Here is a 13,257-nt window from a genome sequence, read left to right as displayed (position 1 = left end):
GGCTGGCGTGTTGCGCAAACAGGTTCCAGCCGAAAGGATCATGCGGTGGGACAGACGGTTTTCATCCCTCGTGAGCTCGATGCGAACGAGCCGCGCGTCGCGGCATCGCCCGATACGGTGAAGCGCCTGGCGGGGCTGGGCCTCGACGTGGTCGTCGAAAGCGGCGCCGGCACTGCCTCGCGCATTCCCGACGAGGAGTTCGCCAAGGCGGGCGCCGCGATCGGCAAGGCCGGCGATGTCGCCAGGGCCGACGTGGTGCTGAAGGTGCGCCGCCCGACGGACGCCGAACTGAAGGGCTATAAATCCGGCGCCGCCGTCATCGCCATCATGGATCCCTATGGCAACGATGTCGCCGTCGCCGCGCTGGCCAGGGCAGGCGTCACCGCCTTCTCGATGGAATTCATGCCGCGCATCACCCGCGCCCAGTCGATGGACGTCTTGTCCTCGCAGGCCAACCTTGCCGGTTACCAGGCGGTGATCGACGCCGCTGCCGAATATGACCGGGCGCTGCCGATGATGATGACGGCCGCGGGCACGGTGCCTGCGGCGAAAGCCTTCATCATGGGCGTCGGCGTCGCCGGCCTGCAGGCGATCGCCACGGCAAGACGGCTTGGCGCGGTCGTCACCGCCACCGACGTGCGGCCGGCGGTGAAGGAACAGGTGCAGTCGCTCGGTGCAAAGTTCCTGGCGGTCGAAGACGAGGAGTTCAAGGCGGCCGAGACCGCTGGCGGCTACGCCAAGGAGATGTCGAAGGAGTATCAGGCCAAGCAGGCGGCGCTGACCGCCGAGCACATCGCCAAGCAGGATATCGTCATCACCACGGCGCTGATCCCGGGCCGTCCGGCGCCGAAGCTGGTCTCGGCGGCGATGGTAGCGTCGATGAAGCCGGGTTCGGTAATCGTCGACCTCGCGGTCGAGCGCGGCGGCAATGTCGAGGGCGCCGTGCCGGGTAAAGTGGTGACCACGGCCAACGGCGTAAAAATCGTCGGCCATCTCAACGTGCCGGGCCGTGTCGCGGCCTCCGCTTCGCTGCTCTATGCCAGGAACCTGTTTGCCTTCCTCGAGACGCTGGTCGACAAGACGACGAAGCAGCTTTCCATCAAACGTGACGACGAATTGGTCAAGGCAACGATGCTGACCGACGGCGGCAAGGTCGTGCATCCGGCCTTCGCCAAGGCGACGGTGGAGCCGCCAAAGGGCCAACATGTCGAACCGGCGGCGATCCCGGCAACGACAATGGTTGCCGATGCATCCGTGAAAAAAACCGCGCCGAAAAAGACAGCCGACAAAAGATCCGCCACGGGCAAGTCCGCTGCCCAGAAGTCCGCCGGTAAGCCGAAGGGGATCGCGTGATGGACCAGACCTTGCAGAAAGCCCTCGACCAGCTCGACCAGGCAAGTGCCGCCGTCCGGCTGGCGGTGCAGAACCTGGCCAATGCGCCCGGCGCTGATGCCGCGGGTGACGCCGCGTATGCGCTGTCCGGCGGCGCCATCGACCCCTTCGTCTTCCGCTTCGCCATTTTCGTGCTGGCGATCTTCGTCGGCTATTATGTCGTCTGGTCGGTGACGCCGGCGCTGCATACGCCGCTGATGGCGGTCACCAACGCCATCTCCTCGGTGATCGTCGTCGGCGCGCTGCTTGCCGTCGGCATCGCGGCCTCCGGCATTGCCGCCGGCTTCGGCTTCGTCGCGCTGATGCTGGTCTCGGTCAACATCTTCGGCGGCTTCCTCGTCACCCAGCGCATGCTGGCCATGTACAAGAAGAAGGACAAGTAAGAGCGCCATGAACGCCAACTTCGCCTCCTTCCTCTATCTGGTCTCCGGCATCCTGTTCATCCTGGCGCTGCGCGGCCTGTCGCATCCGACCACCAGCCGCCAGGGCAATATGTACGGCATGATCGGCATGGGTATTGCCATCGCCACCACGCTGGCGCTGGCCACCCCATCTGTCGGCCGCTTCGGCCTGATCGTGCTTGGCCTCGCCATCGGCGGCGGTGTCGGCGCGGTCACCGCGCGGCGCATCGCCATGACCTCGATGCCGCAATTGGTCGCCGCCTTCCACTCGCTGGTCGGCCTTGCCGCCGTGATGGTGGCCGCGGCCGCCATCTACGCGCCGGAAAGTTTCGGCATCGGCACGGCGGGCGACATCCATGCCCAGGCGCTGGTCGAGATGAGCCTTGGTGTGGCCATCGGCGCCATCACCTTCACCGGCTCGGTCATCGCCTTTTTGAAGCTCGACGGCCGCATGTCGGGCAAGCCGATCATGATCGGTGGTCGCCACTTCATCAACGCAGCACTCGGCATCGCGCTGATCGTGCTGATCGTGCTGCTGGTCACCACCGAATCCAAGCTGATCTTCTGGCTGATCGTGGCGGCTTCGCTGGTCCTCGGCATCCTCTTGATCATCCCGATCGGCGGCGCCGACATGCCGGTCGTCGTCTCGATGCTGAATTCCTATTCCGGCTGGGCAGCGGCGGCGCTTGGGTTCACGCTCGGCAACCTGGCGCTGATCATCACCGGCGCGCTGGTCGGCTCGTCGGGCGCCATCCTGTCCTACATCATGTGCAAGGGCATGAACCGCTCGTTCATCTCGGTGATCCTCGGCGGCTTCGGCGGCGAAACGGCAGCGGCGGCCGATGACGGCATCGAGCGCACCGTCAAGCAGGGCTCGGCCGATGATGCCGCCTATCTGATGATGAACGCGCAGAAGGTCATCATCGTGCCCGGCTACGGCATGGCGGTCGCCCAGGCGCAGCACGCGCTGCGCGAGATGGCCGACAAGCTCAAGGCCAATGGCGTCGACGTCAAATACGCCATCCACCCGGTCGCCGGCCGCATGCCCGGCCACATGAACGTGCTCCTGGCGGAAGCCAACGTGCCCTACGACGAAGTGTTCGAACTCGAGGACATCAACTCCGAATTCGCGCAGGCCGATGTCGCCTATGTCATCGGCGCCAATGACGTCACTAATCCTTCGGCCCGCGACGACAAGTCGTCGCCGATCTACGGCATGCCGATCCTCGACGTCGACAAGGCCCGCACCTGCCTGTTCGTCAAGCGCTCGCTCGGTTCTGGCTATGCCGGCATCGACAACACGCTGTTCTACAAGGACGGCACCATGATGCTGCTCGGCGACGCCAAGAAGATGACCGAGGAGATCGTCAAAGCCATGGATCACTGATCTGGATGGGCCGACAAACATGGCTCACAATGAGGGATGCAGTCGAGGAATTCACGAAATCGATTGGCCCCTCCATCGTCACCGGCGGTCAGCTTTCGCGGCAACACTGCCGCGCTCGCTGGTCCAAGCGTTGATCATCGAGACAATAGCCTCCCGGATCCAGCGTTGGCCGCTATGTCCGTGACCGCGCTCGTGCCACACCATGCCCACCGCGAACCCTTCCACGGGAAACGGACAGTCGATCAGTTTCAGCTTGTCGGCCCGGTCGTGGACCAGCTGTTCCGGGACCAGGGCCACGAAGTCGGACTGGGCCACGATCTCGGGAACGAACAGGAATGAAGCCGCCGACAGCACCACATTGCGACTGTGTCCAAGCGCAGCCATGGCGGTGTCAACCGGGGTGATGAAGTCACCTCCGATCAGGGACACGATCACATGCTCCAATCGAGCATATTCCTTGACCGTGATCCGGTCCTGCAGCTGCGGATGGTCGCGACGGCCGATAAGCACATAGCGCTCGTCGAACAGGTGTCTCGTGCGAAGACTTGGCGGCGCGGCTTGCGGCGTCATGAGCGCCAGGTCGACATCGCCGCGCCCCATCTGTGCTTCCAGTTGCGGCAAATCAAGATTGCGCATCGCCACACGCACCCCGGGCGCACTCGCCCTGAGTTTCATGACAAGCGGTCTGACGATCGCCGCCTGCAGATAGTCGGTGCAGGCGATGGTGACCGTCAACCTGGCCCTTGATGGGTCGAAGTTTCGGTTGGTGGCGACAGTCGAGCGAACTTGATCAAGGGCATGGCGCAATGGGTCGAGCAGTTCGACTGCCTTGGCGGTCGGCGTCATCCCGCGCTGCACGGGAATGAGCAGCGGGTCATCGAACACATGCCTAAGGCGATTGAGCTGGGCACTGACCGCCGGTTGACTGAGGTGCAGGCGCGCGGCCGCCTTGGTCACGTTCTGCTCTACCAGCAACGCTTCCAGGGTGATCAGCAGGTTCAGGTCGAGGCGTTTGCTATCCATAATTTGGATGGTAGCCAAATATTCTTGCGATTTCCAATATAGCTCAGGGCAACGGAAACTCCATGGGCCAAGAGTAAAAGGCGACCCGGTTGGGCGCTCCGGCTGCATTAGGCAGGAGTGCACGAAACGGCTCCTTTCATCCCGGCGGTCTCAAATGGAGAATGAAATCATGAAGAAGACCGTTCTGATCGTTTATGCACAACCTGAACCCACATCGCTGACCCGCCACCTCGTCAATGTCGGTGTCGAGGCGCTTGAGGGGCAAGGGCACAAAGTCCTGCTGTCGAACCTGTACGGCATGAACTGGAAGGCCACGTTCGATGAGCATGACTTTCAGTCCCGCCTCGACCCGAGCCGGCTTGGGTTCATTGCCGAGTCCGAGCATGCCTACGGCAACGGGCTGCAGACCGCGGATGTCGAAGCCGAACAGGAAAAAATCAGCGCCGCTGACGCCGTGATACTGCAGTTTCCGCTTTGGTGGTTCGGCATGCCGGCGATCCTCAAGGGCTGGGTCGACCGCGTCTTTGCATACGGCCTAGCGTATGGCTTCAAGGGCGCCGGCAACAAGTATCGCTACGGCGATGGTGCCCTCAAGGGCAAGCGGGCAATGTTGTCCGTGATGGTCGGCGGTCCGGAGAAAGACTATTCGCCGCGAGGCATCAACGGGCCGCTCGAGCAGTTGCTCTTTCCCATCACCCACGGCACGCTGTTCTTCCCCGGCATGGGCGTGCTGCCCACCCATGCCGTCTATGGAACCGGAAGCATCACGGCGGAAGGAGTGACAGCGGCGGAGGAAGGTTGGCGTCTTCGTCTCGAAGGTCTTTTCGAGGACGCGCTCATTCCCTTCCGGTCGCAAAATGGCGGGGATTATCCGGACGCCCACGTCCTAGCCAGTCATGTTGCCGTAGGTCAAAGCGGATTGCTAGCGCATATCGCGGGCAGGCAACTTGCCCCGCGATCCGCTGAGACGGCCCTTCAACCTATTGATATTGGAGCGTGATGTGAAGACCGTCGTGATATTGACCAGGCGGCCAGGTGCCGCCACGGACGACCTGGCGAGGCTTCACCGGGCAGAGCTTCTGGCTGCGTGGACGGGCATCGCGACCGGTTCCGTGCGTGCGATCCATGGGTTGCAGGAAGGAGGCGGCGCGGTACTGGAGATGGAGACGAGCACGATGGACGAGGTCAAGAGCTTCGTCGAGTCCTTGCCCTATGTGGATCAGGCGTTGCTTGACGTGCGGTATTGCCCGCTCAAGCCGTTTGTGGGCTTCGCGGATCTTTTCGCACCCGCCTGAGCCCCGAATCCCCTCTCTCTATGGCTGCTTCGATGCCGTCGCCTTTTTCGCGGGGCGCGCCTGTCCGCCCCGTGCGTCAAGCGCTCGCTCGGCTCCGGCTATGTCGGCATCGACATACGCTGTTCTACAAGGACGGCACCATGATGCTGCTCGGCGACGCCAAGAAAATGACGGAAGAGATCGTCAAGGCCATGGACCACTGATCTGGAAGCAAATCCAATCGGTCCAATGCATGCCGCCCAAAAGTGTGCAGCGGTTTTTGGTGGCAACGACATGCATAAAAACAAAGGCTTAAAGTGCGTGAATCGCACGAGACGCACTTCAAGAAAAAGCCCGGCGGAGATGAACTGACCCCCGAAGGTTGTGTCCAACTTTCGGGGGTCAGTTCAAGAAGCAGGGCTTTTTCTTGGCCTGCCGCCGGTTTTGAAGCTACGATGGCAAGTTCTCGTCGATAGCATCACCGACGGAGGTGCCGGTGCCCGACTCTCAGCCTGTCGCATCGCCGGTCACCAACCCGCCGGCTTCCGCGAAGGCGCCGCGCAAGCTTAGCCAGGCGGTGGTCATCGTGCATGGCATGGGTGAACAGCGGCCCATGGACACGCTGAGAGCGTTTGCCCAGGCTGTCTGGAGCCATGACCCCGCCCGCGCGCCGTTCTATGCCCATGTCGCCGATCCGGCCGACCCCTTAGGCGAGAAGATCAACCAGAGCTGGATCACGCCCGACAGCCGGACGAACTCGCACGAGCTTCGCCGGATCACCACTCCTTACGATGTCGATGGCCGCCGTACCGATTTCTATGAGCTTTATTGGGCCGACATCACGCAAGGCACGACGCGGGGCCGGCTTGCGGCCTGGGTGACAAACCTGCTCTGGCGCAAACCCGCCGACATTCCGCGCGACGCCCGCGGGCTCTATGTCGTCACGTTTTTGGCCGTCATAGCCGTCCTCGCAGCGTCTTTCGCGCTCGCGGCCTCGGCCTGGCAGGGCTACATCTCCTGGGCCACCGGCATGGTCGTCACCATCCTGGCATCGTTGGTCATCTGGGCCGTGGACCGGTTCGGCCTGCCCTACTTCGGCGATGTCGCCGCCTATGTGCGTGCCGAAGCGGCGACGGTCGAGAAGCGGGCGCTTGTCCGCGAACGTGGCCTGACGCTGCTGAAGCAACTGATGACGGACGACAGCTACGACCGCATCGTGCTGGTCTCGCACAGCCTCGGATCGGTCATCGCCTATGATCTGCTGCAGATTTTGTGGGCCGATTTCAGGCCGCGAAAGCTGGAAGCCGCCCGCGACAAGGCGAGATTGAAGGCGATCCGCGCCATCGATAAGGCTACGCTTAAGGCAGATGGCTCCGCCTGGCCCGACAGATTGGACGACCTTTCCGGATTCCGGCGCGATCAATGGGAACTCTACAGGCAACTCCGGATCAGGAGTGCCGACCATCCGATGCCGTGGAAGATCAGCGATTTCGTCACGCTCGGCAGCCCGCTGACCCACAGCGAATTTCTGGTGACCTACAATCTCGCCGAATTCAGGCGCGGCATTGCCGAGCGGCTGTTCTCCGCCTGCCCTCCGGTCGGCGAAGGAGCGACCGGCACCATGCTTTATGAGGAAGGCCACAGCCCGTCAGGCAAGCGGCAGCGGGCGGTGCATCATGGCGCAGTGTTTGCCGCGACGCGCTGGACCAATATCTTCGACCGGGGCAATGGCTGGCTGACAGGCGATCCGATCTCCGGACCGATGGCGGAAAATTTCGGTCCGGGCGTGGAGAGTATCCAGGTCGAGTTGCGCGGTTTGCGTGGCCGCGTCTTCACGCACACGCTCTACTGGTCGCTGAAGGCGACCGGCGTGGAGGTCGCCGCGCCCGCCGGTACTCCGCCGCGCTCGCATCTTGCCGTGCTACGCGACGCGGTCGATCTCGGCCGCAAGCTGGAGGCAAGCCAGGCGGTGTCGATGACAAGTCCGCAGGCGTAGAAACGGATCGCGCCTCAAATATCCAGATTGGCCACCGACAGCGCGTTGTCCTGGATGAATTCGCGCCTGGGCTCGACCTCGTCGCCCATCAGCCGCGAGAACAGACTGTCCGCGTCGGTTGCGTCATTGACCTTGACCTGCAGCAGCGAGCGCACGTTCGGGTCCAGTGTGGTTTCCCAGAGCTGCTCGGCATTCATTTCGCCGAGGCCCTTGTAGCGCTGCATGGTCAGGCCCTTGCGGCCGGTGGCAAAGACCGCGTTGAGCAGCGCCAGCGGTCCCGAGATGGTCTCGGAGACATCCTTGCGGCGCAGCGCCGGCGGCGTCCCGTACACGTCGGCCAGCCGCGGTGCATAGCGGTCGAGCTGGCGCGCGTCGGCCGAATTGATCAGCCCGAGATCGAGCTGCGCGAATTCCTTGACGCTGCGCACCGTGCGCTCGAACACATAGCCGCCGACGCCTTCGTTCGAGGTCGACATGCGGCCGCTCCAGCCGCGCTCGGTGTCCTCGGCGATGATGTCGAGGCGCTTGGCGACACGGTCGGCCATGGCGTTGGCGCGGCCGAGATCGGCAAGCACATCGGGGTTGAGCGCGCCGGCGATCGCCGCCTGCTCGACCACGCCTCTATTATAGCGTGTGTGGAGCCCGTTGATCAGCTGCCGCACCGCCAGCGCATCGTCGATGGCGGCGCGCAGGTCCTGTCCTGTCCGCACCTCGCCGGAGCCAAGCGAAAGCGAGGCTTCTTCCAACCCGGAATTGATCAGAAACTCCTCGAAGGCACCTTCGTCCTTGATGTATTGCGAACTCTTGCCGCGCGTCACTTTGTAGAGCGGCGGCTGGGCGATGTAGAGGTGGCCGCGCTCGATCAGTTCCGGCATCTGCCGGAAGAAGAAGGTCAACAGCAAGGTCCGGATATGAGCGCCGTCGACGTCGGCGTCGGTCATCAGGATGATCTTGTGGTAGCGCAGCTTGTCGGCATTGAACTCGTCCTTGCCGATCGAGGTGCCGAGCGCGGTGATCAGCGTGCCGATCATATCGGAGCCAAGCATGCGGTCGAAACGCGCGCGCTCGACATTGAGGATCTTGCCACGCAAGGGAAGGATGGCCTGGTTTTGCCGTGAGCGGCCGCCCTTGGCCGAGCCGCCGGCCGAGTCACCCTCGACGATGAAGATTTCGGATTTCGCCGGGTCCCGCTCCTGGCAGTCGGCCAGCTTGCCGGGCAGCGAGGTGACGCCGAGCGAGCTCTTGCGGGTGATGTCGCGCGCCTTGCGCGCGGCCTCGCGCGCCGCCGCGGCCTGGATCACCTTCTCGATGACCACCTTGCCCTCGGTCGGGTGTTCTTCCAGCCAGGTGCCGAGCGCCTCGTTGACCAGCCCTTCCACCACCGGGCGGACTTCCGACGAGACCAGCTTGTCCTTGGTCTGCGAGGAGAATTTCGGGTCGGGAACCTTGACCGAAAGCACCGCTGTCAGGCCCTCGCGGCAATCGTCACCGATCAGCGAGACCTTTTCCTTCTTGGTCAGGCCCGAGGAATCGCCATAGCCGGTGATCTGGCGCGTCAGCGCGCCGCGAAAGCCGGCCAGATGCGTGCCGCCATCGCGCTGCGGGATGTTGTTGGTGAAGGCCAGCACATTCTCGTGGTAGCTGTCGTTCCACCACATGGCGACCTCGACGGTGATGCCGTCGCGCTCGGCCTTGATGGCAACCGGCTTGTCGATCAGCGGCTTCTTGACCCGGTCGAGATACTTGACGAACTCCTCCAGCCCGCCGTCATAATGCAGCTCGTGGCGCACGATGTCGGCATGGCGCGCATCGGTCAGCACGATGCGCACGCCCGAATTCAGGAAGGCAAGTTCGCGCAGCCGGTGCTCCAGCGTGGCGAAGTCGAACTCGACCATGGTGAAGGTTTCGGCCGACGGAAAGAAAGTGATCTCACTGCCGCTGCGCCCCTCATAGGTGCCGGCAACCTTGTGCTGCTCATAGCTGCCGGTGACTTTCAGCGGCGCGTCGGCATTGCCATGCGTAAAGCTCATCTCGAAGATCTGGCCGTTGCGGCGGATCTTCAGCCTCAGCCAGGCCGACAGCGCGTTGACCACCGAGACGCCGACGCCATGCAGGCCGCCGGACACCTTGTAGGAATTCTGGTCGAACTTGCCGCCGGCATGCAGCTGCGTCATGATCACTTCGGCCGCCGAAATGCCTTCGCCGGTGTGGATATCGGTCGGAATGCCACGGCCATTGTCGATAACCGTCACCGAACCATCGGGGTTGAGCGTCACCGTGACGAGGTCGGCATGGCCAGCCAAAGCCTCGTCGATGGCGTTGTCGACCACCTCATAGACCATGTGATGCAGTCCCGAGCCGTCGTCGGTATCGCCGATATACATGCCGGGCCGCTTGCGCACGGCATCCAACCCCTTCAAAACCTTGATGGAATCGGCGCCGTACTCGGCCTCAGCGCCGTTGGCGTTGTCGATCTGGTCGCTCATGAAAACCTGTCTGATTGATGCCGCTTGTCCAGCGCGAGAATGTGGCTGCGAATCGCGCCGCTTTGATGTCCTAGATATAGGCACAAAAGGCGGTTTTTCCAAGGTTTGCAGGCATTTCCGGCGGGGATGAGGCGGTCGAGCACGATCAGCGCGAGCGAGCCGGCTGTCCCGGCGAAAATTGGCGTCCGCGTTCGGTCACATGGACGCCCGCCTTGCCAGTCGCTACATTGAGGATCGCCAGCGGAGCACGCCATGGACAGTCAGCCCGCCCCCTTCGTCCCGCCGGCGCCGAAGCCGCGCACCTCGCCGCCTTCGACGCTGGAGATGATCCGCATCGTCTACCGCAATCCGCTCGAACTGTGGGGCGAGCCGACCTACAACGAACCCTGGATATCGGTGACCGGCGTTGGCGGGCCATTGGTCGTCGCCAACGATCCCGGCCTCATCCGCCACGTCTTGGTCGACAATGCGAAGAACTACAAGATGGCGACTGTGCGCCAGCTGATCTTGCGCCCGATCCTGCGCGACGGTCTGCTGACCGCCGAGGGCGAGGTGTGGAAGCGCTCGCGCAAGGCGATGGCGCCGGTGTTCACGCCGCGCCACATCTTCGGCTTCGCCGAGCCGATGCTGAGGCGCACGCTGGAGTTCGTCACCCGCTACGAGGACGGCGGTGTGTCCGACATTGCCCATGACATGACGCTGCTCACTTACGACATCCTGGCCGAGACGCTGTTTTCCGGCGAGATATCAGGCGAGCCGGGCAGTTTCGCCAAGGAGATCGACCGCCTGTTCGAGACCATGGGCCGGGTCGATCCGCTCGACCTGTTGCGGGCGCCCGAATGGCTGCCGCGCCTGACCCGTATCCGCGGCCGCAAGACCATGGCCTATTTCCGCAAGATCGTCACCGACACCGTCAAGATGCGTGAAGAGAGGCTGAAGCGCGATCCGGACACGGTGCCGCAGGATTTCCTTACGCTTCTGCTGCGTGCCGAAGGTCCGGACGGGCTGACGCGCGCCGAGGTCGAGGACAACATCATCACCTTCATCGGCGCCGGCCACGAGACCACGGCGCGCGCGCTCGGCTGGACGCTCTACTGCCTGGCCGAGGCGCCGTGGGAGCGCGAGAAAATCGAGCGTGAGGTCGATGCGGTGCTGGCACGCGAACCCGATCCGACGAAATGGCTCGACGCCATGCCGCTGACCCGCGCCGCCTTCGACGAGGCGCTGAGGCTCTATCCGCCGGCGCCGTCGATCAACCGCGAGCCGATCGAGCCCGAAACCTGGAATGGCCTCTATATACCGCGGCATGCCGCCGTGCTGGTGATGCCGTGGGTCGTCCACCGCCATCGCAAGCTGTGGGACAGGCCCGACGCCTTCATGCCGGAACGCTTCCATCCGGGAAATCGCGAGAAGATCGACCGCTTCCAGTATCTGCCGTTCGGCGCCGGGCCGCGTGTGTGCATCGGCGCCAGCTTCGCCATGCAGGAGGCGATCATCGCGCTGGCCATCATGCTGTCGCGTTTCCGTTTCGACACGACGGCCGAGACCAGGCCGTGGCCTGTGCAGAAACTGACGACGCAGCCGCAGGGCGGCCTCCCGATGCAGGTCACGCGGCGCGGTTCATAGGCAGAGCGACTGAGCCCGCGTTAAGCCGCGGACTTGCGCTGGAACTGGCCGGCGGCGCGGAAGCGCCAGAGGTAGCTCGGCAGAATCGTTCCGATCGATTGCGGCTGGATGCCGAGGCCGGCCAGCGTCCTGTTCTCCTTGGCGGCCTTGTCGGAGACGATATTGTGCTCGCGCAGCTGCAGCACCTGATCCTTGGTCAGCAGCGGATTGGGCAAAAGACCGAGGATCGATGCCTGCATATTCGCCACCCACCATGGCACCGGCACCAGAAGCCGCCTGCGCTCGATCACGGCAAGCATTTCCTCCATGCACTCCTTGAAGGTCAGCACCTGCGGCCCGCCGAGTTCGTAGATCTGGCCGCCCTTGACCTTGCCCTCGACCGAGCGCGCCACCGCTTCGGCGACGTCGCCGACATAGACCGGCTGGAATTTGGTCTGCCCGCCGCCGATCAGCGGCAGCACCGGCGAAAGCTGCGCCATGTTGGCGAAGCGGTTGAAGAAGGCGTCCTCCGGCCCGAAATTGATCGACGGTCGCAAGATGACGGCATCCTCGATCGTCTCCAGAACCGCCTTCTCGCCGAGCGCCTTGGTGCGTGCATAGTCCGATTGCGAATTCAGATCAGCGCCAAGCGCCGAAATGTGCGTGAGGCCGGCGCCGACGGCGCGCGCCGCTTCGGCGACGGCGCGCGAGCCGAACTCGTGCACGGAGCTGAATTTCTGCCGGCCGCTCTCATGCAAGATGGCGACCAGGTTGATGACGTGGTCGGCGCCTTGCACGGCGCGGTCCACCGACCAGCGCACGCGCACATTGGCCTGCACCGGCTGGATCTGGCCGACATTGCCGAGCGGCTGCAGATGACCGGCAAGATCGGGCCGGCGGACGGCAACCCTGATGCGGTAGCCGCGCTTGGCCAGCGCCCGCACGACATGGCGGCCGACAAAGCCTGAGCCGCCGAACACGACGACGAGCTTTGGGGTCTGCAGGATTTCGGTCATGGCTGGCTCCGGCGCGCTTTCCAGATTGGCTTGGCTGAAGCCGTTTCATAGTCCGTTTCGCGCCAAAGGCAAAGGGTGGCGTGTCGTCGCCGATGTCCTTGCTTTAGCCGGTTCAGAACGCCTTGCCGATGCGCGCGTCGACGGAATGGCGGTTGCCGCCGCGGATGACGAAGAACAGCAGGATCGCCGCCCACAGCAGCGACTTTTCGGCGCCGAAAAAACCCTGGCCCATGGTGACCCAGTGGAACCAGACGGTGACCAGAAGCACGAACATCCCGGCAAAGGCCGCCGGGCGGGTCAGCAAGCCAATGGCGATGAGGATGCCGCCGAAGAACTCGGTGCAGGCCAGCAGCAGCGACCAGAAGGCGCCGGGGTAAAAGCCGAGGCCCTCGACCATCTCGGCCGCGCCGAACGGGTTGGTGATCTTTTGCGAGCCGTGGATGGCGAGGAACAAGCCGGCCACGACGCGCAGCAGTGTTTCGCCGGCGTCATGCAATGCCGAATACAGGCCGCCAAGGGCTGGGATGACAAGGCTTTTGCCGGAATTGTCGGTGGTTGCAGACATTGGGACTCCTCTTTTTGACGGTCCTTGCAAACGCCCGACGGGTCCGGCCATGTCAAATGAACAAAAGTTGACAGCAGACAGCATGTTTTCTGCTTTGGATACTGAAACGCAG

The 13,257-nt window shown here is 63.6% G+C and carries 11 protein-coding genes and 1 pseudogene; 8 read left to right on the top strand and 4 right to left on the bottom strand.

Annotation, left to right across the window (positions count from 1 at the left end):
- Positions 1–45 precede the first annotated feature (45 nt).
- From MESS2_RS02735 to MESS2_RS02725, 3 genes are read left to right on the top strand one after another with little or no spacing between them, the layout of a single operon-like run.
- Positions 46–1,353 (top strand): Re/Si-specific NAD(P)(+) transhydrogenase subunit alpha, encoded by a 1,308-nt coding sequence (locus tag MESS2_RS02735; protein WP_008872533.1) that lies wholly within the window; start codon positions 46–48, stop codon positions 1,351–1,353.
- The gene (locus MESS2_RS02730) at positions 1,353–1,775 is read left to right on the top strand and encodes an NAD(P) transhydrogenase subunit alpha part 2 (protein WP_008872532.1); all 423 of its coding nucleotides are present in this window, start codon (positions 1,353–1,355) and stop codon (positions 1,773–1,775) included. Before MESS2_RS02735 ends, MESS2_RS02730 begins: the two co-directional genes overlap by 1 nt.
- Positions 1,776–1,782: 7 nt before the next feature.
- Positions 1,783–3,180 carry an NAD(P)(+) transhydrogenase (Re/Si-specific) subunit beta gene (locus MESS2_RS02725; RefSeq protein ID WP_040591916.1) on the top strand — a complete coding sequence of 466 codons (1,398 nt, stop codon included), beginning with the start codon at positions 1,783–1,785 and terminating at the stop codon, positions 3,178–3,180.
- Between the two features lie 78 nt (positions 3,181–3,258).
- Here the strand turns inward: MESS2_RS02725 and MESS2_RS02720 are convergent, their stop codons facing one another.
- Positions 3,259–4,203 (bottom strand): LysR family transcriptional regulator, encoded by a 945-nt coding sequence (locus MESS2_RS02720; RefSeq protein WP_008872531.1) that lies wholly within the window; start codon positions 4,201–4,203, stop codon positions 3,259–3,261.
- Positions 4,204–4,372: 169 nt separating this feature from the next.
- On the opposite strand from MESS2_RS02720, the gene MESS2_RS02715 reads away from it, so the two are divergent.
- The 4 genes and pseudogenes from MESS2_RS02715 (at position 4,373) to MESS2_RS02700 (ending at position 7,473) form a co-directional block, all read left to right on the top strand.
- A complete protein-coding gene (locus MESS2_RS02715) occupies positions 4,373–5,203 on the top strand; it encodes an NAD(P)H-dependent oxidoreductase (protein ID WP_008872530.1) in 831 nt (276 codons plus the stop codon).
- A 1-nt stretch (position 5,204) separates the two neighbouring features.
- Positions 5,205–5,498, top strand: coding sequence for a hypothetical protein (locus MESS2_RS02710; protein ID WP_209436075.1), 294 nt, complete (start codon positions 5,205–5,207; stop codon positions 5,496–5,498).
- 75 nt (positions 5,499–5,573) lie between these two features.
- A pseudogene (locus MESS2_RS32655) lies at positions 5,574–5,701 on the top strand (NAD(P)(+) transhydrogenase (Re/Si-specific) subunit beta); the annotation flags it as partial.
- A gap of 272 nt (positions 5,702–5,973) precedes the next feature.
- Complete coding sequence (locus MESS2_RS02700; protein WP_008872528.1) at positions 5,974–7,473, top strand: hypothetical protein; 1,500 nt, start codon at positions 5,974–5,976, stop codon at positions 7,471–7,473.
- A 14-nt stretch (positions 7,474–7,487) separates the two neighbouring features.
- On the opposite strand, the gene gyrB is transcribed toward MESS2_RS02700, so the two are convergent.
- On the bottom strand, positions 7,488–9,959 hold the full coding sequence (gene gyrB, locus MESS2_RS02695; RefSeq protein WP_008872527.1) for a DNA topoisomerase (ATP-hydrolyzing) subunit B: 2,472 nt from the start codon (positions 9,957–9,959) through the stop codon (positions 7,488–7,490).
- A gap of 252 nt (positions 9,960–10,211) precedes the next feature.
- Here gyrB and MESS2_RS02690 point away from each other — a divergent pair, with 252 nt between their 5' ends.
- Entirely contained in the window at positions 10,212–11,585 is a 1,374-nt protein-coding gene (locus MESS2_RS02690; RefSeq protein ID WP_008872525.1) for a cytochrome P450, read from the top strand.
- Positions 11,586–11,605: 20 nt separating this feature from the next.
- Here the strand turns inward: MESS2_RS02690 and MESS2_RS02685 are convergent, their stop codons facing one another.
- Positions 11,606–12,580: a complex I NDUFA9 subunit family protein gene (locus tag MESS2_RS02685; protein ID WP_008872524.1), complete on the bottom strand. Its 975-nt coding sequence runs from the start codon at positions 12,578–12,580 to the stop codon at positions 11,606–11,608.
- Between the two features lie 112 nt (positions 12,581–12,692).
- Positions 12,693–13,145 carry a DoxX family protein gene (locus MESS2_RS02680; protein ID WP_008872523.1) on the bottom strand — a complete coding sequence of 151 codons (453 nt, stop codon included), beginning with the start codon at positions 13,143–13,145 and terminating at the stop codon, positions 12,693–12,695.
- Positions 13,146–13,257: the final 112 nt, after the last annotated feature.

Source organism: Mesorhizobium metallidurans STM 2683 (assembly GCF_000350085.1).
Lineage (GTDB): Bacteria > Pseudomonadota > Alphaproteobacteria > Rhizobiales > Rhizobiaceae > Mesorhizobium > Mesorhizobium metallidurans.
The sequence above is the reverse complement of the archived record's forward strand: the minus strand, read 5'-3'. Positions and strand labels throughout refer to the sequence as shown.

Coding starts and splice junctions, on each gene's coding strand:
- MESS2_RS02730 (WP_008872532.1), top strand. CDS start 1,353: ATGGACCAGACCTTGCAGAAAGCCCTCGACCAGCTCGACCAGGCAAGT.
- MESS2_RS02725 (WP_040591916.1), top strand. CDS start 1,783: ATGAACGCCAACTTCGCCTCCTTCCTCTATCTGGTCTCCGGCATCCTG.
- MESS2_RS02720 (WP_008872531.1), bottom strand. CDS start 4,203: ATGGATAGCAAACGCCTCGACCTGAACCTGCTGATCACCCTGGAAGCG.
- MESS2_RS02715 (WP_008872530.1), top strand. CDS start 4,373: ATGAAGAAGACCGTTCTGATCGTTTATGCACAACCTGAACCCACATCG.
- gyrB (WP_008872527.1), bottom strand. CDS start 9,959: ATGAGCGACCAGATCGACAACGCCAACGGCGCTGAGGCCGAGTACGGC.
- MESS2_RS02690 (WP_008872525.1), top strand. CDS start 10,212: ATGGACAGTCAGCCCGCCCCCTTCGTCCCGCCGGCGCCGAAGCCGCGC.
- MESS2_RS02685 (WP_008872524.1), bottom strand. CDS start 12,580: ATGACCGAAATCCTGCAGACCCCAAAGCTCGTCGTCGTGTTCGGCGGC.
- MESS2_RS02680 (WP_008872523.1), bottom strand. CDS start 13,145: ATGTCTGCAACCACCGACAATTCCGGCAAAAGCCTTGTCATCCCAGCC.